Origin of the sequence: Aerococcus tenax, assembly GCF_003286645.3 — a bacterium.
GTDB classification, from domain to species: domain Bacteria; phylum Bacillota; class Bacilli; order Lactobacillales; family Aerococcaceae; genus Aerococcus; species Aerococcus tenax.
This window is the reverse complement of the sequence record NZ_CP127382.2, coordinates 259149-282916: the sequence shown is the minus strand read 5'-3', so window position 1 is coordinate 282916 and position 23768 is coordinate 259149. Positions and strand designations below refer to the sequence as shown.

General features: G+C 42.5%; 20 protein-coding genes and 1 pseudogene. 4 read left to right on the top strand and 17 right to left on the bottom strand.

The features are described from left to right. Positions 1-31: 31 nt before the first annotated feature. Positions 32-940, bottom strand: coding sequence for a metal ABC transporter solute-binding protein, Zn/Mn family (locus DBT50_RS01305; RefSeq protein WP_111852237.1), 909 nt, complete (start codon positions 938-940; stop codon positions 32-34). A gap of 255 nt (positions 941-1195) precedes the next feature. Between DBT50_RS01305 and uidA the strand changes: the two genes are divergently transcribed. Both uidA and DBT50_RS01295 read left to right on the top strand, forming a co-directional pair. Next, positions 1196-3031: a beta-glucuronidase gene (uidA, locus tag DBT50_RS01300; protein WP_111853466.1), complete on the top strand. Its 1836-nt coding sequence runs from the start codon at positions 1196-1198 to the stop codon at positions 3029-3031. Between the two features lie 246 nt (positions 3032-3277). Continuing rightward, complete coding sequence (locus tag DBT50_RS01295; RefSeq protein WP_013669551.1) at positions 3278-4780, top strand: DUF1846 domain-containing protein; 1503 nt, start codon at positions 3278-3280, stop codon at positions 4778-4780. Positions 4781-4815: 35 nt separating this feature from the next. On the opposite strand, the gene DBT50_RS01290 is transcribed toward DBT50_RS01295, so the two are convergent. The 15 genes and pseudogenes from DBT50_RS01290 to DBT50_RS01220 all read right to left on the bottom strand — a co-directional run bounded on the left by DBT50_RS01290 (position 4816) and on the right by DBT50_RS01220 (position 20792). After that, complete coding sequence (locus tag DBT50_RS01290; RefSeq protein ID WP_060777688.1) at positions 4816-5490, bottom strand: potassium channel family protein; 675 nt, start codon at positions 5488-5490, stop codon at positions 4816-4818. A gap of 40 nt (positions 5491-5530) precedes the next feature. Continuing rightward, positions 5531-6907, bottom strand: coding sequence for a TrkH family potassium uptake protein (locus tag DBT50_RS01285; RefSeq protein WP_070559525.1), 1377 nt, complete (start codon positions 6905-6907; stop codon positions 5531-5533). Positions 6908-6924: 17 nt separating this feature from the next. Further along, positions 6925-7230: a DUF4298 domain-containing protein gene (locus DBT50_RS01280; RefSeq protein WP_111852210.1), complete on the bottom strand. Its 306-nt coding sequence runs from the start codon at positions 7228-7230 to the stop codon at positions 6925-6927. 214 nt (positions 7231-7444) lie between these two features. Next, positions 7445-8212, bottom strand: a complete 768-nt coding sequence (gene pstB / locus DBT50_RS01275) for a phosphate ABC transporter ATP-binding protein PstB (protein WP_216403018.1) — start codon at positions 8210-8212, stop codon at positions 7445-7447. A gap of 37 nt (positions 8213-8249) precedes the next feature. Then, complete coding sequence (pstA, locus tag DBT50_RS01270) at positions 8250-9071, bottom strand: phosphate ABC transporter permease PstA (protein ID WP_060777685.1); 822 nt, start codon at positions 9069-9071, stop codon at positions 8250-8252. Then, on the bottom strand, positions 9071-9943 hold the full coding sequence (pstC, locus tag DBT50_RS01265; RefSeq protein WP_111821500.1) for a phosphate ABC transporter permease subunit PstC: 873 nt from the start codon (positions 9941-9943) through the stop codon (positions 9071-9073). The genes pstA and pstC overlap by 1 nt, the downstream gene beginning before the upstream one ends. A gap of 107 nt (positions 9944-10050) precedes the next feature. Beyond that, positions 10051-10938, bottom strand: coding sequence for a substrate-binding domain-containing protein (locus tag DBT50_RS01260; RefSeq protein ID WP_111852211.1), 888 nt, complete (start codon positions 10936-10938; stop codon positions 10051-10053). Between the two features lie 313 nt (positions 10939-11251). Beyond that, positions 11252-11572 (bottom strand): annotated as a pseudogene (locus DBT50_RS01255) (sensor histidine kinase); the annotation flags it as partial. 15 nt (positions 11573-11587) lie between these two features. Then, positions 11588-13096, bottom strand: a complete 1509-nt coding sequence (locus tag DBT50_RS01250) for a sensor histidine kinase (protein ID WP_111853464.1) — start codon at positions 13094-13096, stop codon at positions 11588-11590. Next, a complete protein-coding gene (locus DBT50_RS01245) occupies positions 13093-13836 on the bottom strand; it encodes a response regulator transcription factor (RefSeq protein ID WP_111821503.1) in 744 nt (247 codons plus the stop codon). The genes DBT50_RS01250 and DBT50_RS01245 overlap by 4 nt, the downstream gene beginning before the upstream one ends. Positions 13837-13920: 84 nt before the next feature. Next, positions 13921-15031, bottom strand: a protein-coding gene (gene prfB / locus DBT50_RS01240) for a peptide chain release factor 2 (RefSeq protein ID WP_111821504.1) whose coding sequence is annotated in 2 segments (ribosomal slippage) — positions 13921-14958 and positions 14960-15031 — 1110 coding nt in all. Because the reading frame shifts where the segments join, the coding sequence is not laid out codon by codon here. Between the two features lie 410 nt (positions 15032-15441). Further along, on the bottom strand, positions 15442-17814 hold the full coding sequence (gene secA, locus DBT50_RS01235) for a preprotein translocase subunit SecA (protein WP_111852213.1): 2373 nt from the start codon (positions 17812-17814) through the stop codon (positions 15442-15444). 273 nt (positions 17815-18087) lie between these two features. After that, positions 18088-18657 (bottom strand): ribosome hibernation-promoting factor, HPF/YfiA family, encoded by a 570-nt coding sequence (gene hpf, locus DBT50_RS01230; RefSeq protein WP_013668810.1) that lies wholly within the window; start codon positions 18655-18657, stop codon positions 18088-18090. Positions 18658-18775: 118 nt separating this feature from the next. Next, positions 18776-19453 (bottom strand): ComF family protein, encoded by a 678-nt coding sequence (locus DBT50_RS01225; protein WP_111852214.1) that lies wholly within the window; start codon positions 19451-19453, stop codon positions 18776-18778. Then, the gene (locus DBT50_RS01220) at positions 19446-20792 is read right to left on the bottom strand and encodes a DEAD/DEAH box helicase (protein ID WP_111852215.1); all 1347 of its coding nucleotides are present in this window, start codon (positions 20790-20792) and stop codon (positions 19446-19448) included. Before DBT50_RS01220 ends, DBT50_RS01225 begins: the two co-directional genes overlap by 8 nt. Positions 20793-20948: 156 nt before the next feature. On the opposite strand from DBT50_RS01220, the gene DBT50_RS01215 reads away from it, so the two are divergent. Beyond that, on the top strand, positions 20949-21596 hold the full coding sequence (locus tag DBT50_RS01215) for a YigZ family protein (RefSeq protein ID WP_111852216.1): 648 nt from the start codon (positions 20949-20951) through the stop codon (positions 21594-21596). A gap of 443 nt (positions 21597-22039) precedes the next feature. Here DBT50_RS01215 and DBT50_RS01210 read toward each other — a convergent pair whose 3' ends face one another. Beyond that, positions 22040-22666 carry a bifunctional 4-hydroxy-2-oxoglutarate aldolase/2-dehydro-3-deoxy-phosphogluconate aldolase gene (locus tag DBT50_RS01210; protein WP_111852217.1) on the bottom strand — a complete coding sequence of 209 codons (627 nt, stop codon included), beginning with the start codon at positions 22664-22666 and terminating at the stop codon, positions 22040-22042. A gap of 461 nt (positions 22667-23127) precedes the next feature. On the opposite strand from DBT50_RS01210, the gene DBT50_RS01205 reads away from it, so the two are divergent. Next, a complete protein-coding gene (locus DBT50_RS01205) occupies positions 23128-23757 on the top strand; it encodes a deoxynucleoside kinase (protein ID WP_111852218.1) in 630 nt (209 codons plus the stop codon). The last annotated feature ends 11 nt before the right edge of the window (positions 23758-23768 follow it).

Here is a 23768-nt window from a genome sequence, read left to right as displayed (position 1 = left end):
TTTTTCTTCTCCACAATTATTCACTCACTTTCTACTTTTTATCTTCTTGTAAATGCTTTAAGAGGGTTTGTAAATTCATCTCAATATTTCCTAAGAGTCCTTTATCATTTTTGGGGTCTGCTTCCAAGGGACTTAAGGTATCCAATTGAGCCCCCGTCGCTTGGGAAATGACCTCAGCAATTTTGGTAGACACTTGAGGCTCAACGAAAATGGTCTTGACCTGGTAATTTTTTACAAAGTCTTGAATTTCAGCCATTTGTTGGGCACTGGGCTCTTGGTCCGGTGAAATCCCCGATATGCCTAATTGGCGTAAGCCAAAGCGATTAGCTAAATAAGAAAAGGCCGTGTGCTGGGTGACAAAAGTTTTTTGCTTGGCCTCTTTGAATTGATCTTGGTATTTATCCACTAGATCTTGGGCCTGGGCTTGATAGTCATCAGCGTTCTTTTGATAAATTGCTGCATGGTCAGGATCAATCGCACTTAATTGCTTAGCAATACTTTGTGCCTCTTGACCAACAAGTACCGGATCAAGCCAGGAGTGGGGGTCATAGAGTGTTTTTTCGTCAACTTCTTGACCAGGGTCGAGGTCTTCTAAGCCAGGAACCTTGTCTAGAGTTAAGTCTTCTGATCCTTCGATAACTTTGACTGGAGAATCTTTCAGGTTTTCCTTAAGATTCTTAGCCCAGCCTTCCAAGGTCCGCGAATGATAAACGAAGACATCTGCCTTTTCAATGGCAGCAATATCATTGGCTGAGGGTTCAAAGGAATGAATACCGGCTCCACTTTGAATCATTTGCACCGTATTCAAGTCTCCCGAAACCGCCCGGGTCATTTCATAAATTGGGTAAAAACTGGTGACAATATTTAGCCCCTTGACTTCTTTACCCCCAGTATTCTTCGTACAAGCACCAGTAAACACTAATAAAGCGAGTAAAAACATGCTAAAGATTAGGCTTTTAACCGATTTTTTCACTTGATTTCCTCCTCTTACTTTTTAAATCGTAACTCTTACGATTTATATTATCGATTCTTCCGATCGAAGTCAATAGTAAATCGTAAATATTACGATTTATTTTTTGCTGGCGCTTTTCTTTCTGTTTCTACAAAAGTCCTGTTAAAGTAATAAGTAAGAAGATTTTTTCCTAACCATGACCAAGAGGCCGGCTAAGAGAAAATCCATAGAAAGGAAATGAAGATGTTATATCCACAAACCAACTCATGTCGCAATGTCTTATCGCTCGATGGCAATTGGCGCTTCCGCATTAAAGAAGACCAAGAAAGTTATGACCCTAAGGACCCCTTAGACCATTGGCAAAGTGTTGCGGTCCCTGCCTCCTTCAATGACCAAGTGGCTGACCCAGCCATTCGCAACCATGTCGGCTACTTTTACTACCAAAGAGACTTCACCCTCCCCAAGACTTTGGCTGACCAGGATATTTTTCTCCGCTTTGGCTCTGCAACCCACCAAGCTTGGGTCTACGTCAATGGTCAGGAAGTCGCCCATCACCAAGGGGGATTTACCCCATTTGAGTGCAAAATTACGGACGCGGTTTCTTTTTCTAAAACTAACCGCCTAACTGTCCTACTCTCCAATATTCTTGACCACACCACCCTACCCGTGGGCCACTACCATGAAAAGAAAGATGACCAAGGAAAGATCCACCGAGAATTGGATGAGAACTTTGATTTCTTCAATTACGCCGGACTTAACCGCTCCATTGTTATCTATACCAGCTCAAAAGCTGCCCGTTTGACTGACCTCACCATCCTGCCAGATTTAAATGATTCCTTAGATCAAGCTAAAGTTAGCTTCGATGTTTCGATTGATTTCCAGGTTAATGACGGGTTATCCTATCAAATAAGTATTTATGACGAAGCTGAAAAGATAGTTGCCGAGGGGAAGGCTAATGAGAGTGAATTTTACCTAGACCAACCCCATCTCTGGCAACCACTCAATGCCTATCTCTATACTGCCCAAGTCGACCTCTACCAAGACGGCCAACTAGTGGATACTTACCGGCAAGACTTTGGGATTCGCAAGGTAGAGGTCAAAAATGGCCAATTTTTAATTAACCAAGAACCCTTCTATTTTAAAGGTTGTGGTAAACATGAAGATAGCTACGCCCATGGTCGTGGTTATGATCCTGTTTATAATGTCTTAGATATTAACCTCTTAAAGAGCATGGGAGCCAACTCCATCCGTACCTCCCACTACCCTTACTCTGAGGAAATGATGCAGCTCTGTGATCGGGAAGGGATTGTTGTTATCGATGAAACCACCGGGGTGGGGATTATGTCCTCCTTTGGTTTTAATATGTCTAACTTTGACCCCAATACCTACCGCGATGATACATTCCAAGAACTCGATACCCAAGCCGCCCATGAGCAAGTGATCCGCGAATTGATTCAAAGAGATAAAAATCACGCCTGTGTGGTGATGTGGTCCTTGGCCAACGAAGCAGCCACTTTCAACCCGGAAGCTCATGATTATTTTGCCCCGCTCTTTGAATTAGCTCGGTCCCTCGACCCCCAAAAACGTCCCCTAACTATGATCAATATCCTCTTAGCAACTCCGGATACTGACCAATGTTCTGAACTGGTTGATGTTATTTGTCTTAATCGCTATTACGGCTGGTATACCCAAACCGCTGATTTTGACTTAGCTGAAGACTTGAGCCTAAAAGAATTACAAGACTGGCAAGCCCTCTATCCAGATAAACCCATCATGTACACGGAATACGGGGTTGATACGGTTGCTGGCCTCCATGCCATCGAGCGCCAACCCTTTACAGAAGAATTCCAATGGGACTACTATGTCATGATGTCTCGAGTCTTCGACCAAGTAGATAACTTTGTCGGCGAGCAACTTTGGAATTTTGCTGACTTCCAAACCAAAGTTGGCGTTCAACGGGTTCAAGGCAACAAAAAAGGTATCTTTAACCGGGCCCGGGAACCCAAAATGGTGGTTCGTTTCCTTAAAGACCGCTGGCAAAAGATACCAAACTTTAATTATAAAATAAAAACAAACTAGGCCTGATTGATAAAATCATTTAAAGCAAAGCTGATTCTTCTGTGCCAAAAGCTTGAAATAAGGGGAATCAGTCTTTGCTTTTTATCGTTTTTGACTAATATTTTACGAGAATTATTTTTTTCTACTGTGCAAGCGAACTTTTTCGTGTATCATATTGTAGGTGTTCATTTGTTGGACTAACACATGAACCGAGACAAGTAACGATCATTTAATCGTTAATAAAAAAGAGAAAGTGAGTGTAAGAGTATGGGTAAAATTGGTTTTGACACTAAAAAGTATCTTGAAGAACAGTCAAAGTATATCTTTAAGCGCGTTGAAGGCAAGGATAAGCTCTACCTGGAATTTGGGGGAAAATTAATCGGCGATAAGCACGCCAAACGGGTCCTTCCAGGTTTCGATGAAGATGCCAAATTGAAACTCTTGGAGAGAATGAAGGACCAAGCCGAAATTATTATCTGTGTCTATGCTGGAGACATTGAAAGTAACAAGATGCGGGGCGACTATGGCATCACTTATGACCTTGAAGTCTTACGTTTAATCGATGAATACCATGCCTTAGATATTTCTGTTAACAGCGTCCTTATCACCCGCTACCATGGTGAAGCGAATGCCACAAACTTTATGCATAATCTTGAAAGACGGGGAATTAAGGTCTACACCCACCAAGAAATTAAAGGCTACCCCACTAACGTTGACCTTTTAGGGGAAAATGGTTTTGAAGTCAATCCTTATATTGAGACCACAAAACCGATTGTGGTTGTCTCTGGTCCAGGTGCCGGTTCTGGGAAACTAGCCACCTGCCTTAACCAGCTCTACCATGAATGGAAACGTGGCGTCCGGGCATCTTACGCCAAATTTGAAACCTTCCCAGTCTGGAACCTCCCCCTCAACCATCCTGTTAACATTGCCTATGAAGCAGCGACGGTGGACTTAAAAGATGTCAATATGATTGATAATTATCACTACGATGCCTATGGGGAAGTCGCTGTTAATTACAACCGCGACTTAAAGATGTTCCCAGTCATCCGCCGCATCTTACAAAGCATTACCCACGAAACTGTCTACCAATCCCCTACCGACATGGGCGTGAACTGTGTCAAAGCTGGCATTATTGATGACGAAGTGGTCCGTCAGGCAGCTAATGAAGAAATCATCCGACGTTCCTTCCAAACAGAAAACGATTATAAGAGTGGTCTGGTCGATGAAGAAGCCTTGTCACGGATGCAATTAATTATGGAAGACTCCAACCTCAAGCAAGAAGACCGCGTTCCTGTCAAAGAAGCACGCCAATATGCTAAAGAAGTCCAAGACCGCTTCAATTCCGAAGAAGACCAACCCGTCATGGCCTTGGCTTTAGATGATGGTCAAATTGTTACTGGACGTAGCAGTGACCTGATGGACGCCTCAGGTGCAGTCATCCTAAATAGCTTAAAGGTACTGGCTGGCATCGCTGACCCGATTAACTTGCTATCACCACTCATTTTACAAACCATTCAAGAACTCAAAACTGGCCCTTTAAGTGACCGGACACCGATCCTAACTGCTAATGAACTACTCATTGCCCTAGCTATTTCAGCGTCAACCAATCCAACCGCCCAAATGGCTTATGACCAATTAAAAGCCCTGGACGGCACCCAAGCTCACTCAACCTACATACTCACTAAAGACAATGAAAAAACCTTAAAGAGTTTAGGTATCGATGTCACTAATGATCCCGTCTTCCCTAATGAAAATCTCTATTATCAATAAAAACAAAAAACAGGCCGCGGCCTGTTTTTTGCTTATTATAAACGTTCTAAGTAATCAATTTGATCAAATTTTTCATTATTGGCTACAGCCACAATAATATCGTCTTTAGCAAAACGATAGTCCGGTTGGAATTGGGTATTTAGGGTTTCCTTTAAATGTTTCCTGATTCCGATAATATTGAGATCGTATTTCTGTCTGACATCTAATTCATCCAAAGTGACATTAACCCATTTTTCCGGAGCCCGGAATTCAACAATAGCGGTTTCTTCATCCAGATTAATCAGGTCTTCAATGGATTGGCGGCTGATAACATCGGCAATATGGTAGCCTGATTCCTCTTCAGGAAGAATCACTCGCGAAACCCCTAACGCTAACAAGGCTTGGGCAAAACGTTGGTTCTTGGCCTTACAGATAATATGGTTGACCCCTAATTCTTGGCAGTTAATCACACCGAGAACGGCAGCCTCGAGGTTTTCCCCGGTTCCAATCACAATAATATCGCAATTTCCAAAACCAGCTTCTCGCATAAAGTCGAGGTCGGTAAAGTCTCCTACACTACCTATAGTTAGACAATCTTCCAAGTCGTTGACATGTTTTTCCATGCGGTCACAAGCAATCACATCAATCCCCTTGGTCGCTAGCCGCTTAACCAAGGCAGAACCAAAGAGGCCTAAGCCCATAACACCAATAACACGATTTGCTTTACTCATAATGACTCCCTTATCCTATTATTTTTTATTTCTTTCTAATCTATCCAATAAGAATATTGGTCTTCGCATAGCGAATATCATAATTGTTCCGATTCCGTCTCAAACTTAAAGCCATGGTCATCGGTCCTATCCGGCCAACAAACATTAATAGCATTAAAACAATGTGGCTAGCTAGGGAAAGGTTAGGCGTCAAGCCAGCAGAGACCCCAACTGTCGCCAAGGCTGAAATGGCTTCAAATAACAAGTGTAAATAGCGCTGGCCTGGATCAAAAGTTAATAATAAGGCGGACCCAATGAAGAGAGCACTAACATACATTAAAGCTATGGTAAAAGATTGACGAACCGCAGCATCTGGAATCGTATGCCGGTCAAAGTTGACATGCTTAATTTGCCGCACCTCGCGCAAGGCTAACATAATGGTTAAGGCAAAGGTGGTTACCTTTAACCCACCGGCAGTACCCCCGGCACCCCCACCAATGAACATGGTGAGAACAAAGATCAATAAGGACACGGGGCGGCAGGCCGTGTAATCCACGGTAGCAAAGCCGGCAGTACGCATAGTGATGGTTTGGAAAAAGGCAGTCATAATCTTATCTCCAAGCGATAACGGCCCAATAGTACCAGGATTATTCCACTCCACTAGTAAAAATAAAGAGGCTCCGGTCAGAATAACTAAGCTAGTAACGATAAGAACTAACTTGGTGTGGGGACTTAAGTGTTTAAAATAAAAACTCAGTTTGCGTCCATTACTTTTTTTAGCATAATTTTTGATTTGATTAGTAATATCAAACCAAACACTGAAACCAATTCCCCCCAGGACAATGAGGGCCATGATGGTCCAATTTAATACCGGCACTGTCTTTAGGTCAATTAGGGAATTGTTTCCCATAATATCAAAACCAGCATTACAGAAAGCTGAGATGGCTGTAAAGAGACCATTCCAGAGCCCCTTAGCCCAGCCGAAGCGAGGCACAAAGTAGGTCGACAATAAGATAAAGCCAGTCCCCTCAATAATCGCCGTATAGCGAATAATTCGGGTTAGGAAGTCGCCAATTTTGTAATTTTCACTGTGGTTAAGGGCCGCGCCAGTGGCTATTTGATTTTTCAAACCAATATTTTGCCCAATGGTATGGTAGATGGACCCAATAATGGTCATCAAGCCTAAGCCACCCGTTTGGATCAGGGCTAGCATCACCATTTGTCCGATAATATTATACGAATCATAAATGGATTCGGTCCATAAACCAGTCACACAAACGGCTGATACCGAAATAAACAAATGGTCTAAATAAGTTGCAGTAGAAGTCGCCGTATGGGCGATCGGTAGGGATAAGAGTAAGGACCCTACTAAAATCACACTCATGAAAGAAAAAGCAATCTTTTGAGAAACATTTAAGCGCTTAAAGAAATTTAACATGACTACCCTCTTTATTCTTAATAATTTTTAATAACTTGTGTGGCTATTTCTAGCATACGAATAGCTAATTCATAATTATCTGTAAGTAAATTATAGACTTGATCCTCAGAAAGCACACCACATTTTAAGTCACTAGGAAGAGCTCCCTGGTTAGAAGCCTCAAAATCACGATACCATTCTTCACTCCCATAATAATCGCTAAGTTTATTTACGGCAGCTTGGCCCTTAGCATATGCCTCTAGGGACTTAGAAAAATCAGTAAGTAAAGTGGCCACTTGATCGGCATGGCTTTCCATCGCCTGGATTCTAGCTTCTGCTTCCATCAACATCCTCCTTAACTCGCTAAGCCATTATTTCCGGCTAGCGCATATATTCACTCTCAATAACTATGAATTGTACGCCTAATACTTCTAATAAGCTAGCTTTTTCTCCAAGTAATAAGACAATTTTTCAATTATTTTCTATTTCTAAAAAAAGAGGACCTGGCCTTAACCAAGTCCTGAAAACTTCTTTTCAATTGTAAAAAGGCAAGTTCCACTAACCAAAACGACCAGCCACATAGTCGGCAGTTTGTTCTTGTTGGGGATTGTTGAAGATTTGTTCCGTTGGGCCATACTCGATAATTCTAGAATGGCCACCGCCTAATTCGGGATCAGCATAGAAGAAGGCAGTATAGTCGGATACCCGGGCAGCTTGTTGCATGTTATGGGTCACGATGACAATGGTATATTCTTCTTTAAGATCATTAATTAAGTCTTCAATCTTCAAAGTGGATATTGGGTCCAAGGCTGAAGTGGGTTCGTCCATGAGTAAGACTTCTGGTTTAACGGCTAAGGCACGCGCAATACATACCCGTTGTTGTTGCCCACCAGAAATAGCTAAACCACTCTTAGACAAGTCATCCTTGACTTCGTCCCAAATAGCTGCACCACGTAAGGATTCTTCCACAATTTGATCAAGTTCATTTTTATCACGGATACCGTGGGTACGAGGGCCGTAAGCCACGTTATCATAAATACTCATTGGGAAAGGGTTAGGTTGTTGGAAAACCATTCCTACTTCCTTACGTAAAAGATTAAGGTTGATATTTTTATCGTAAATATTTTTACCTTCTAATTCAATGGTCCCGTCAATCCGGCAACCATCAACCAGGTCATTCATACGGTTTAAAGATTTAAGAAAGGTGGATTTCCCTGATCCAGAAGGTCCGATCAGAGCAGTCACTTGTTTTTCATAAATTTCAATATCAATATCTTCCAAAGCCTGGAAATTACCATACCAGAGGTCCATATTATGGGCACTCATCTTTAATTTCATCGGCGTTTTTGTTTGTTCAGCCATTTTATTGTTGTCCTCCTTGTGCTCCCAATTTATTGGATAGCCATGTTGATGTTCCGTTAATAATTAAAACTAAGATCAGCAATACCACACCCGTTGCCATCGCTTCGTTACGGTGTAAGCCTTCAGTGGAAAGCACGTACATATGTAAGGCTAAGGTTCTCCCGGATGAAAAGAGTGATTTTGGTAAGCTAGTCGAAGTCCCTAAGGTATACATAAGAGCTGCCGTTTCACCTACGATACGCCCAATAGCCAAGATAACCCCTGATAAGATCCCTGGCATAGCCACTGGTAAAACGATCCTAAAGATGGTCCGTAACTTGCCTGCCCCTAAGCCATATGAGGCAAAGCGTAAACTATCGTTAACTGACATTAAACCTTCTTCGGTATTACGGATAATTAAGGGTAAGACCATGATTGCCATGGTTAAAATCCCGGCTAAAACGGAATACTGGAATTGTGCTGCCAAAACAAAGGCAAGCATACCGAATAAACCATACACAATGGAAGGTACCCCTGTCAAGGTATCTGTAGCAATTCGAATGGCTTCCACCCATTTATTATTTTTACCAGCATATTCTACCAAGTAGAAACCAGCAAAGACTCCTAAAGGCACTGCAATGAGTAAGGAACCTAGAACAATGTAAATGGTGGTGATGATAGAAGGCATCATCGACACATTCTCAGTGGTATAATTCCAAGCAAATAGTTCTGGTGATAAATAAGGAACCCCTTTTACTAGAACATAGAGAATAATGAAAAATAACCAACCAAAAGTAAATAAGGTAAAGAGATAAGTCAAAGCACGTAGTAATTTATCTGCCATTAGTGGTTGCCTCCTTTACGGTTTACAATAGCTAGTACACCATTGATGATTAAGATAACCACAAATAAGACTGCCCCTGTCGCGATCAGGGCATCACGGTGAGTCCCAGAAGCATAAGCCATTTCTAACATAATGTTAGTGGTCATGGTTCTGACCCCTTTGAAGAGGCCTTGTGGGAAAATGGCTTGGTTACCAGCAACCATAATTACCGCCATGGTTTCTCCCACTGCACGACCAATACCTAAGATAACCGCTGCAAGAACCCCTGACCGAGCCGCTGGCAACATAATCCGATAAGCTGTTCGATCATGGGTCGCTCCCAGACCAACAGAGGCTTGATAGTAGGACTTAGGAACCGCTCTTAGGGATGATTCAGAAGTGGTAATAATGGTTGGTAAAATCATAATGCCTAAAACTAACCCCGCTGTAAAAACGCTCATCCCGGTACTTGAAATACCTAGAGATTGGCAGAAACTACGAACAGCTGGAACCAGAACCACTAAACCAAAATACCCATAGACAATGGAAGGGATCCCGGCCATCAAGTTAACAGCAGGTTTCAACCAAGTGTGGAGTTTCTTGGGACAATAGAAGGCCATAAAGACCGCCGTAAAAATTCCTGCAGGGACACCAATAGCAATCGCTAAGAGAGTCACATAAAAAGAACCAACAATCATTGGAGCAATTCCAAAGTCTCCCTGACGCGGGCGCCAGCTAGAACCAAATAAGAAGTTTCCTAGTCCATAATCCGACAAGAAAGGAATACTTCCCGCAAAAATGAAATAACAAATAGCTAATAATGCTAAAATTGAAACAGCCGCACAGATGAAAAAGATCCATTTCATGACGACTTCTAAAGTATTCTTCTGCATTTTTTTCTCCCTTTAAAATTCTTCTACTAAGCTATTATATTATAAAGGGCCAGCAATAAAAAGGGCTACCTCTAGTTAAAGGAGTAGCCTCTTTTTACTAATCGCTATTATTGATTTAGCTCTGACCAGTCAAGAATTTCTCCTGTATAAATTCCTCTAATTTGGTCTACAGATAAATCATCTGTTGGGTTTTCCTTGTTGACGATTACTGCAATACCATCTTTAGCAATTGCTTCAGCTGTTACACCAGTTTCGTCTTCTTTTAATTCACGAGAAGCCATACCGATATCAGCTGTACCTTCTTGAGCACCGGTAACCCCTGCACCAGAACCATTTTGGGTAATGTTAATTTGAACATTTGGATTCTTTTCTTCATAAGCTTCTTTTAGTTTTTCCATAACCGGACCAACAGAAGTTGAACCAGCGATATTAATGGTACCACTTGCAGAACCATCACCGCTATATGCTTCAGCGTCAGACTTCACAGGAACATAACCATTTTCTAAGACAATGTCTTGCCCTTCTTTAGAGAAGATAAAGTCATGGAAGTCTTTGGCAGCGCCTTCTAATTCACCAGGGTAAACAATATTGAAAGGACGAGCAATCTTGTAGCTGTCATTGGCAACATTTTCTTCAGTTGCTTCGACACCGTCAATCCTCAAGGCTTTCACGGTATCGTTCATAGAACCAAGGGAGATGTATCCAATGGAGTATGTATCTCCAGCTACATAGGAAAGCACTTGGTCAGTACCGTTTTGAACTAAAGCAGATGCGTCTGGTTCTTCAAAATCGATGATTTCTTGGAAAGCATCACGGGTACCGGAACCTTCTTCACGAGTGGTTACGTTAATAGTACCTGAGAAATCACCAGCTGATTCACTACCACCATCTGCAGTATTTGAGCCTTCAGAACCGCCGTTACCACAAGCAGCTAAAGTTGCTGTTACACCTAAAGCCATAACTAACTTACCTAGTGGTTTGAATTTCAATGCCATTAAACAATCTCTCCTTCTGATTGATAAAATATAGCCATCATGGATGACCGCTTTTTTCTTACTATATTCATTATAGCCCCCTAATGTAAAAATAATGTTAGGGTTTAGCCTTTTTTGCCGATTTTTGTAAAATTTATGTAAATTTTGTGTAAATTTTTCCTTTTTATAAATTATATTTTAAATAATCAAAAAGACAAAAGCAGCCAATTCCTTTCACTTAAAGGTCATTGACTGTTTTAGTTTGTTCTTTATTAAAATATTATTTATCGGTATTTCTTTGCTATTGAAATCCGGTCCTTAAAAAACTTAATTTCTATTCGCTATCAGCAGACAGGGAGGTGTCTGCTTCTGTTTCTAGTAAATTTTTATCGTTTTTAGGCAAATAGACGGTAAACGTCGATCCCTCATTGAGTTCGCTGACCACATCAATCTTTCCACTCATTGATGCGACTAAATTTCGGACAATAGACAGGCCAAGACCAGTCCCACCAGAAGCAGTTGACCGGGTCTTATCTACCCGATAGAAACGTTCAAAAATCCGGGGGATATCTTCGTCAGGAATTCCAAGACCATTATCTCTTATAGCAATAACAACATATTTATCATCCTCAGTCACTGTAGAACTAATCCAAACTTGACCTCCCTCTGCCTAGTTGTATTTGATCGCATTGTTGATTAAATTGGTCAAAATCTGCTTTAAGCGCATTTCTTCGGTAGTAAAACGAATGCCTGCTTCAAGATCATTGTCATAGTGGGCTTTCACCCGGTTTTCGCTGGCAGGAATTTCTAAAGAATGAACGACTTCAGCAATCACACGGTTCAGTTGCACTGTTTCACTCCGGTGACCGAGTTGGTCTTGCTCAATCTTAGCCAAATCTAAAATATCATTAATGAGAAAACCCAGTCGGTTAGCTTCCCGGTTCATAATCTCGACAAATTCTCGAGCGGTATCCTCATCTTCTAAGGCCCCATCGAGTAAGGTTTCCGTAAAGCCCTTTAAGGCGGTGACAGGTGTCTTTAATTCGTGGGAAGCATTGGCAATGAAATCAGAGCGCACTTTTTCTAAACGGCGAATTTCAGTAATATCATAGGCTAATACCACTACCTGCTCACTGATTCCAGAGACATTGGCCTTCTTAGGAACATAGAGAATATTAACATCCAAAATCAATTCCTTAGGATAATAGAGGTAAACTTCATCGTTAACATTCTCTTTGGTGGAGTAGCAAGTTTCTATCATTTGTAAGAGGCGATAACCTGTCAGCACTTCTTCATATTTATGATTAATCACATTATCATCTAAATCAAAAATACTATAGGCTGCCTTATTAGCCACTTTAATGCGGTGCTTTTTATCAATCATTAAAACACCCACCACCAGATAGTCCATCAGGAGTTGTAAACGTTCCTCCTGCATAGAAATTTGGATATCTTGCCGGGACAAATTGCTGGCTAAGTCATTGATATCGTCTCCCAATTCGTCAATTTCCGCCACTCCCAGCTGGTTGTAACGAATCGAGTAGTCACTTTTAGACAGCCGACCAACCACATCTGAAATAGAATAAATGGGTTGGGCAATCTTTTTAAAGTAATAGGACAGAATCGCTAAAAGGATTAAAACCATGACCACCGACCCACCGACAGACACGATCAATAAGCGGTTTTGCGCCTCTGTTATATCGTTAACATTCCGCAGAACTCGGATTGAAGCGATGGGCTGGTGGTTCTTATTCTTGATCAAGCCAGTGTATTCATAGGTGGTCATATCTTCTTCATTTTCAAACTCGGTAAAGGATAAATTCTTATCTAAGGCCTGCTTCCCCGCTTCGGTAAAGGGAATATTGGCTAAGAGTTTATTACCAAAGGAGAGAACTTCCTTATGGTTAGCGTCATAAATAGACACCCGTTCCATAGGGTTAAGGGTATTCATAATTTCCTGCTGGGCATCAAACCAAGCGGAACTATTGTTCACCACATCTTCTGCGGTCAAGTTCTTAGTGATGCGTTCAACCGAATGGACTGTATCGCGCATGGATTCTTGGGTTTCCTGCTGGACAGTGACTTGAACAACTTCGTTAGCATTATAAGCAAAAAGAAAACTATATAAAATAAACAACAGTGAAAACACTGTTGTTATGATTAAAGTTAAACGCTTCATGCTTTGGGCACCTCAAATTTATAGCCAAAGCCTCTAACCGTAATGATATATTCAGGATTTTTAGGGTCCTTTTCAATCTTTTCCCGTAAGTGACTGATATGCACATCCACTAAGCGGGAACCTACCGAGTAATCAAAATCCCAAATCTTGGATAAGAGAATTTCCCGAGAAACAATCCGGTCGACCCGTTCAGCTAAATAAGTTAAGAGTTCAAATTCTTTCTTTGTCATATCTACCGCTTGCCCATGGGCAGTAACAGAAAAGTCACTCTTATTAATAGTGATATCGCCTACTTGGATCACTGATTCCTCTTCCCCGGCTGGGTCTTGGTCAGCTTCCTTCTTGTCTTCTTGGTCACTAGCCACTTTGCCATAATCACGTGACCGACGTAAGATGGCCTTCATTCGCGCGACTACTTCTCGCGGACTAAAGGGTTTTGTCATATAATCGTCCGCTCCCAGTTCAAGGCCAATAATTTTTTCTAATTCATCATCCTTGGCAGTTAGCATCAAGATCGGTGTATTTACCTTATCTTGACGCAATTGCTTACATACATCCATTCCATCCATGGAAGGAAGCATCAAATCTAATATAATAAAATCAAAGTTTTTCTCACCTGCAAGATCATAGGCTGCCTTACCATCAGCCGATGAAGTGACCTCATAGCCTTCTTTAGATAGGTTATATTCTAACAACTTCCGAATTGATTCTTCGTCATCCACGACTAGAACTTTCTTCATGAATAAGCCTCCCCCTTGTTATCAATCATCAGTTCTTATTGTAGCAAAAAAATATCTGAAAAAGAACTCTATAACATTTTCTTATTAATCCTGATTGATAGTCTCTTTAAGATAGGCATCGATAAAGCCATCGATATCGCCATCCATCACCTTACTGGTGTCGCCTTCTTCGTAATTGGTGCGATGGTCTTTGACCATTTGATAGGGGTGGAAAACATAAGAACGAATTTGAGACCCCCAGGCGATCTCAGACTTTTCGCCCCGAATTTCATCAAGTTCCTGGGCGTTCTTTTCTTCTAATAAACGGGCGAGTTTGGCTTGCAGCGTTTTCATAGCGGTTTCCCGGTTTTGTAATTGTGAGCGTTGACTTTGTGAGGAAACGACAATTCCAGTTGGAATATGGGTAATGCGAACGGCTGATGAGGTTTTATTAATATGCTGACCCCCAGCACCAGAAGCACGAAAAACATCGATCCGCAAGTCATCATCATTGATTTCTATTTCTGTATTCTGATCAATTTCAGGCATGACTTCTACGGAAGCAAAGGAAGTATGCCGGCGCTTGTTGGAGTCAAAGGGAGAAATGCGGACCAGACGATGGATACCGTGCTCCGATTTTAATAAGCCATAAGCATTATTGCCTTTAATTTCAAAGGTAGCCGACTTGATCCCCGCTTCATCGCCCGCCTGATAGTTAAAGAGGGTAAAAGTAAAATCATGGCTATCTGCCCAGCGTTGGTACATCCTAAGCAGCATGCTGGCCCAGTCTTGAGACTCGGTTCCTCCTGCCCCAGGATGAATATCTAAAATAGCCGCCGCCTTATCGTGAGGGCCATTGAGTAGCATATGGCGCTCATAATCCTCCATCTCTTCCTGGAAGGCGAGCACTTGATCTTCAAAATCCTGGTAGAGCTCTTGGTCAGCCTCTTCTTCTGAAAGTAAGTCATCATAAGCCTGAAGATCTTCATAAGTTGACAATAACTTATGGTAGGTTTCATAGACAGCCTTGACTTGATTATTTTCATTGATTACTTCCTGGGCCTGATTCGGGTCATCCCAGAAATCAGGGGCCAACATGCGGTCTTGGTATTCAGCCAGTTGGGCTTCTAACTCCTCTAAGTCAAAGAGACCTCCCGAAACTGGTTAATTGTTCTTGGTTTTCTGCTAATAGATGACGTAATTCACTAATTTCCATCGAACTGCTCCTTTATAAAAAATCCTTAATTTTAAATTGAGTAATAAGAAAACAAGGACTGTAAGCCTCACGAGCCCAGTCCTTCTTTCTTAATCGTTAAACGTATTCCAAGTGCGAGACGAGCTCCATTTCGCTAAAGGTCTTGCCTGCTAAGGCGCCTGTCACACTCTTTAGTTGAGTTCGGAAGGGTGAGGGGATGTCCTTTCAGAAAAGTTGTACGATCAGCAAGTTGAGTTCGAACGCTAGCCTTGAAGTCACTTCAGAAAAATGCCAGCGCACAGACTTGCTGTGCTTATGGCATTTTCTTCCAGTGATTCAAGTCTTTGATGGCGTTCTCACATCCTTATAGCTGATCTTATCACCTTTTCTTCCAAGGAATCTCCCTCCCTGGTCCTTCCTCACATCCTTCCTTAAACTTGTTGTCTTTGTAGGTTTTGACGGATTTCAGAATTCATAAAGATCCGGCTGGCATCATATTCAATGCCAGAAATCATATCATTGAAACGTTCATAACCTTCCGTTTGATACTCGACAAGCGGGTTATTTTGCGCATAGGCTCTTAGCCCTACCCCTTGACGTAATTGATCCATGGCATCAATATGGTCGGTCCAACGGGTGTCAACTGCCCGCAGAATAACTACCTTTTCAAATTCCAAGATCAGGTCAGGGTTAGCAATATTCTCTAACTTTTCTTGGAAGCGTTGGCGGGCTTTATCGGTAATGAATTGCTTGAGTTCGTCTTGCGACTTACCTTCTAAATCACTAAGTTGAATAGCATCTGAGCGTAGAATTTCGGTAGAGACTTGGTCATAGAGGGCTTCTAAGTTCCACTCTTTTTCCGTTCCAGCAGTGTACTGTTCTACCATACGCTCAACGGTACGTTCAATCATTGCCCACATGATTTTATCAAGCGATTCTTTCTCATCAATAACTTGTTGTCGTTGGCTATAGATGATTTCCCGTTGTTCACGCATGACTTCGTCGTATTCTAAGACACTCTTACGGGTATCGTAGTTATTACCTTCTACCCGTTTTTGAGCAGATTCCACTTGGCGAGTCAGCATGGGATTTTCAATTGAGACATCATCATCCTCTAATTGAAGGTTTTCCCAGATTGCTTTCACCCGGTCTGAACCAAAGCGACGCATCAAGTCGTCTTCTAAGGACAAGTAGAAACGAGAGAAACCTGGGTCTCCTTGCCGGCCAGAGCGGCCCCGTAATTGGTCATCGATCCGGCGTGATTCATGACGTTCCGTCCCAATAACTGCCAAACCGCCCAGCTCTTTAACGCCAGGTCCTAATTTAATGTCGGTCCCACGTCCCGCCATGTTGGTAGCGATGGTTACGGCGCCTTCTTGCCCTGCTTGCGCAATGATCTCAGCTTCGCGGGCATGGTTTTTAGCGTTTAGGACATTGTGGGGAATGTTTCGCTCACTGAGCATCCGTGACAGTAATTCTGAAGTTTCCACCGCAACTGTCCCTACCAATACCGGTTGACCTTTTTTGTGGCGGGCTTCAATTTCATCTGCAACTGCACGGAACTTGGTCATCAAGTTAGGATAAATCTTATCCAAAGCGTCTTCACGTTGGACTGGGCGGTTGGTAGGAATCTGGATAACATCCATATCATAGATTTCACGAAATTCTTGCTCTTCCGTTTTGGCTGTCCCGGTCATCCCGGCTAATTTGTCATACATACGGAAGTAATTTTGGAAGGTAATGGTGGCCATGGTTTTAGATTCATTTTGAATCGGCACATTTTCCTTGGCTTCAATCCCTTGGTGGAGGCCATCTGAATAGCGCCGTCCTTCCATAATCCGACCAGTAAATCCGTCCACAATCTTTACTTCATCTTCTTGAACCACGTAGTCAATATCACGGATCATGATGTAGTTAGCCCGTAAGGCTGTATCAATGTGGTGGATCAGGGGACCATTTTCCACATCATAAAGATTATCTAAGTGGAAAACCGCCTCAGCCTTGTCGACCCCTTGTTCAGTCAGGCTAATGGTTTTTGACTCAATATCAATGACATAGTCTTCTTCCTCTTTCAAGGACTTCACGAAATAATCGGCCCGTTGGTAAAGGGCTGTGGATTGTTCAGCTTGTCCAGAAATGATCAAAGGCGTCCGGGCTTCATCGATCAAGATGGAGTCCACCTCGTCGACAATGGCATAATGCAAGGGACGTTGGACCATTTGTTCTTTATAAACCACCATATTATCACGTAAGTAGTCAAAACCTAATTCGTTGTTGGTGGAATAAGTCACATCACAGTGGTAGGCAGCCCGTTTTTCTTCGGCGGTTAAGTCATTGGTATTTAAACCCACTGTCAGGCCTAGGAAGCGATAAACTTCTCCCATATCCACCGAGTCACGGCGGGCCAGGTAGTCGTTAACTGTTACCACATGAACCCCTTTACCTTCTAAGGCATTGAGGTAAACTGGCATGGTCTCCGTCAAGGTCTTACCTTCCCCAGTCTTCATCTCAGCAATATTCCCATAATGCAGGGCTAAGCCCCCCACGATTTGGACATGGTAGGGATATAAACCTAAAACCCGTTTAGCGGCTTCCCGGACAGTGGCAAAGGCTTCGACTAAGATATCTTCTAGGCTCTCCCCATAAGCGAGGCGCTCACGGAAAGAGGTGGTTTTTGCCCGTAATTGTTCATCGGAATACTCACTGTATTTATCAGCAAGTGCTTCCACTTTTTTTGCTTGTTTATTAAAACGTTTTAATTCTCTTTTATCGTTATCAAACATTTTTCTTAAAATGTTGGCCATGGAATTCTCCTTAATCTACTCGTATTCCTTGCATAAATAAGGTATCTTTATTATTCTAGCATTTTTTTATAGCTATGAAAACAAGAAAAACTTCCCCATTGATTGTAACAGAAGCAGCTCGTCTCGGCTAAATGAAATCATTTTTTATATTCTAGCGGCCCCGTTCTTTTCAGCTTCCACCAGCTAGTCAGAAGAGATTTACCTGGTAAACTTTAAGTCTTTCCATTCAAAAAAGCTGGATCAAAGTGACCCAGCTTCTGACTTAAAAATCTCTTATTCGTTAACGATGTCTTTTTCGATTTCGATTAAACCGTACTTACCGTTATGGCGTTTGTAAACTAAGGACACGCTTTCACTTTCAGCATCTTCATAAATAAAGAATGAGTGTCCTAACATTTCCATTTGTAAGACCGCTTCTTCTGCGCTCATTGGTTTTACCGCAATACTCTTGGTACGGACAATTTCAATATTACTGTCATTGTCATCTTTACTGTCTTCTTGATTATTTTCAGTAAACATCACGTCAGAAATACCTTTTTCACGTGATTTGCGGTTAATCCGAGTTTTATATTTCTTCACTTGGCGTTCGAGTTTATCAACCACTAGGTCAATGCTACCGTAAAGGTCTTGTGAGGTTTCTTCAGCCCGTAAGGTTAAACGTGGTAGGGGAACGGTAACTTCTGCTTTAGCCTCTCCGTTTTGGTAGACTTTGGCATTCACATAGACGGTTGTATCCGGAGCGTCTTTAAAGTATTTCTCGATTTTTGAAATCTTGTTCTCTGCATAATCACGGATAGCAGGAGTGATTTCAATATTTTCTCCGCGAACATTGTAAGTAAACATAATTACTCATCCTTCCTAAGCCAAACATGGTCTGGCAGAAGCCCTTAATAAGCTTCTTTCTTACTACTTATATTATATGTTAGATAGCGCTTTAATTCAAGTCATAAGGCAGTTTTCCCTAACGTCCCAACGTGAGTGAAGTGATTTCTTCTACCCCAAAAGCTTCTAAAAAGCGGGCCACTTGGTGGATAGTCGCTCCGGTTGTATAGACATCATCAAAGAGAAGAATTTTTTGAGGGAGTGGCCCTTCTGTCAAGCGTTCAATCTGGCGTTGATTAGCTAAGCGCTCTTGACGGTTCAACTGGGCCTGTTTCTTTTTGGATCCAGATAGGTGGATTAAGCGTTGGTAGGGAATACCCGCCTGGTCCAAAATAAGCTCACTTTGATGAAAACCGCGATTTTTAAACTTTGCACTTGAGCCAGGGATGGCTAACCAGGTGTATCCGGGATAATCGCCTCTAATCTTTTTGAGTTCTTGTGTAAATAAGCCGGCCACCCTGACATCGCCCTTACTTTTCAGGGTATGTAGCCAGTCTTTAAAGACAGCATTATAGGCGCAGAGCGAGTAATTACGAAAGTACCAGCCATCCTCCCTTTGCCAGGTCAAACAGTCAGGGCAGTAGTCCCCTTCTTCCCATTCTCGGCTACATTGCTGACAACGCGGCCCCTTTAAATAATGAAAGGCCTCTTGGCAAGTTGGACAGATAATAATAGGCTCCCAGCTCTTCCAGGTGAAGAGTTCTTTTAAGCTAAGCTTTTCCTGGAAACTTTCTTGACACAATAAGCACTCACTCATCAATCAAGCCCCGCTTCCTAGCTTCTTGATTTAGCCAGAGAATCTGCTTGACCGCTTCTAGGCTGGCCTTGGTTTTCCCCTCATGAAGGAAATACACCTGCCCGCTGGCTTGGTCAGGTTTTCGTCCTACCCGTCCAGCAATCTGAACTAAGGAGGAGGTGTTAAAGACCCGGTCCTCACTCCCTAAGACAATGACGTGAATTCCAGGAAAGGTCACACCCCGCTCTAAAATAGTAGTAGTCAGTAAAAACTGATAAGTCTGTTCACGCATGGCGGCTACCTTTTCAATCCGATCGGGGTCTTTAGAGGACACACTGGTAAAGCTTACTTGCTTAAAATACCTATGGAGAATTTTTTCGAGTTCTTCCATCAAGGCGATATGGGGAAGGAAGAGTAAAAAAGACTCGTCCTTCTTCAAAAAAGACTTGATGGTTGACCCTAATACGCCCGGCAAGCGCCCCTTAGCAATAGCTTGCCGCCAATCGCCCACCCAGCGGTGCTTAGGAACCGGGAGAGGATGGCGGTGGTAGCGGGCTGGCAGGATAGAAGCGGCAATTTTTTCCTGCTTGATAGCCCTTTGCTGGTCTCTTGAAGGGGTGGCCGTGAGTTCCACTCGCACGCCGGTGTCTTTAACTGCTCGCCGACTAGCTGCCTCTAATAAGGGGTCACCATGGTAGGGAAAAGCATCGACTTCATCAACAATTAAAAGATCAAAGGCCTGGTAAAAGCGCAGTAACTGGTGGGTCGAAGCAATAGTCAAGGGGCTAAGCCGGTAGGGGTGGTCCACCTTGCCATGGAGGAGGAGAATATCAATTTCCGGAAAGGCGGCTTGAAAACGGGGGAATAACTCATTACAAACATCGACCCGAGGCGTGGCCAAGGCGATACGCTGACCCTGGCGGAGGACATAGTCCACTAGGGGAAAAATCATCTCTGTTTTCCCTGCCCCAGTGACCGCCCAAACCAAGTGATCCCGCCCCGCTTGATAGGAAGTCAATAATTGTTTAGCACACTGCTCTTGCTGGGGTGATAGGGTTCCAGGCCATTCTAGGTAAGTTTGCTCCCGACATAAGTCTCTAAAGTAAAAGTGAGGATCTAGGTCATAATAAAGCCGGTCACAGGTCCTTAATTTGGCAAAGGCCAGGCAATTTAAACAATAAAAACACGGGCCGTCACAAATGCAAGGATTAGGCTGAAAAGCCATATGGTTAAAACAACGTTGGCAAATTAATTGCTTTCCCTCAGCTTTAATTGCTGGAAGGCTAGGAATACTGCTTAAATCAAGGTCATCAGGCAGCTCACTCGCCGCCAGCAGCCGTCCTAAAAGTAAGTCTTGCACGCTTATTCATCCTCCTTTCATCACCTGACTAAACTATTCATCCGTAATTAACGGCCAAATTCCCCTCTCAATTGACGAATAAAAGGAGACTTTTGAAGTTTAGACCCGCTTTAGTTACAATAAGGAGAAAATAAACAGAAACGAGCTGAGCCATCAATGATTGAATACCGTACCATTAAATGTGCTGGTGAACATGAAATAGAAATCAAAAAATCACGCTTTATTTGTCGGATTCAGCGTGCCTACACGAAGGAAGAAGCCGACGCTTTTGTTGAAGAAGTCAGAAAAGGACATTATAGGGCCACCCACAACTGTGTCGCCTACCAAATCGGTGAGCGTAATGAAATTCAAAGGGCCCTTGATGACGGTGAACCCAGCGGAACAGCTGGAGTACCCATGCTGGAAGTCCTAAAAAATATGGATTTAAAAAACGTTGCCTGTGTGGTTACCCGGTATTTTGGGGGCACCAAATTGGGAACTGGCGGTCTAGTCCGTGCCTATAGCGGCGCCGTTTCCGAAGCTGTCCACCAGATTGGTGTGGTTGAACGCCGCTTGCAAACCCAAGTCGATGTGACCATCGATTATTCCCTCAATGGTAGCATGGCCTATTGGGTGGAAAACTCCCCCTACTCTCTCCTAGATACCTCCTACTTAGAAAAAGTGACCTATCACTTAGGCGTTCCGAGCCAAGAAGTGGACAAACTCCAAGAAGAACTCACCAACCTTACTGCTGCCCAAGCTAGTTTTCAGATTGGTGAAGAAGTCTATGTAGATGTGCCTGTCCCGGTCGATACTGATCAATAAAGAAATAAGAGAGTGTGACAAAAGTCAAAAGAGCCCTGAACCGCTTCGCATACTATATCTGTAACTCGCTTGCGCTTCGAACAGCTATAGCAACTGGAGCGAACTATGGAAGATAGGCACAAGACTATCGCACATAGTTTGTAGTTGGGTTCAATTTGGCAGACTTGGAGTGGTTTCACAAGTTAGAAACAAGCGAATGCTTCGCTTTTATTCTGACTTGCTCCAACCATCCAAGCCTATACGCCAAATCTTACACCCTGTATGAAGTGGACGTCAGGGCTGACTTTTGGAGAACGTTTTGAATAGATAGTTCATGTTTTAAAAAGAGCCTGGGACTTTTGTCTCAGCCTCTTATTTTTCTGCCAATTTTTAGCTAAACAAAAAAATTCCTTCCAAAAAAACACCCAGCCGCTAAAAGCTGGGTATTTATCTTCCAATAAGTTTTAGTGGAGCTGCTTGTTTAAGGCCGCTAATTTTTCTGAAGCTGTCTGACCTTCATCTTTTAAGACCTCTTTTTCAGACAAGATAAAAGACCCACCCACTGCCAATACGGCATCATTGGCTAAATAGTCGGTGTAGTTGTCACTATTGACCCCGCCAGTGGGGATGAATTGAATATCAAAGAAAGGTCCTGCTAAAGACTTAATCGCTGACAGCCCCCCATAGACATTGGCTGGGAAGAATTTCACCACGTCAAGGCCTAAATCCATGGCTTGCATGATTTCACTTGGAGTAACTGCTCCCGGAAAGACAGGAATATCTTGTTTTAAACAATAATCGACCACTTCAACCGATAAACCAGGACTGACAATAAATTGCGCACCAGAGTCAACGGCGTCCTTGGCGGTATCCAAGTCACGGACTGTGCCTGCTCCCACAACTAATTTGCCCCTATCCGCCAATTGCTTGATGGCTTGAGAAGCTAGATCACTGCGGTAGGTCACTTCGATAAAGGACAAGTTGTTTTCACTTAAAACCGCCTCAGCTAAGACCACCGACCCTAAGTCATTGACCGTGTATAAGGGTAAGAGTTGCTCTTTACCCAATCGTTCTTTAAAAGTTTCTGCCATACCTAATGTCCTCCACTCATTGAAATTACGCTGCTTATTATTATTCAGTCTAACACGATTACTAGGATTTGCTAGAAAAAAGCCCCCGGACTGCTTTATATTTTCTTGAAAACAAAAAAGCCCTTACAGGTTTTGGGTAAGCATTGTAAGGGACTCACAAGCTTATTATAGCATCTTGTTAACGCTTTCGCAAGCGATTTCATCACCTTATCGGTCTTTTTAGAACTTTTATAAAGAAGGCCCCCAAATATAAAAGCTTATTTAAATTTTAAAAATAATTAGGCCGATCCATCCAGGCAGTCTCAAGCTTAGTCAAATAGGTCAAAGATTGCAGGAAAATTTCTTCCTTGGCCTGATCAATATCCTATGATAGAATACTTTTCGGACACAAGATATAGTGTTTACACTTATTTTTATAAGAAAACAGCACAATATATAGTTAGAGAGTAGGGATTACAATAGTGATAGTTTTTGCTGGAACCATCGGCGCAGGGAAATCGACCTATGCCGGAAAATTAGCTGAATATTTAGGCACAAAAGTATTTTACGAACCTGTCGAGGAAAACCCCATCCTTGATAAATATTACCAAGACCCCAAGAAATATGCCTTTTCCTTACAGATTTACTTTTTAAACCAACGCTTTAAAAATATTAAGGCAGCCTTTTTCGATAATAATAACGTTTTGGACCGTAGTATTTACGAAGACGAACTTTTCACCTATTTGAATGTCTTAAACGGGAATATCTCTGAAGAAGAGTTTAGCATCTACCGTGACTTACTAGCCAACATGATGGAAGAATTAGACAGCCTACCTAAAAAGGCTCCTGACCTCTTAGTCTTTTTAGATAGTTCCCTAGACAACGCTGTCAAAAACATCAAAAAACGGGGCCGGGTTTATGAACAACCAAGTTCTGATAACGGCCTTTACGATTATTACCGTCAACTCCACAGCCACTATGGTCAATGGTATGCAGACTATGACCAATCACCTAAAATGCGGCTAAATGTGGATAATTATGACATTCATCGCCCCCAAGATGCTCAAATCATTTTTGATAGTATTGACACATATTTAGAAAAAATTCAATAGAAAAACGAGGA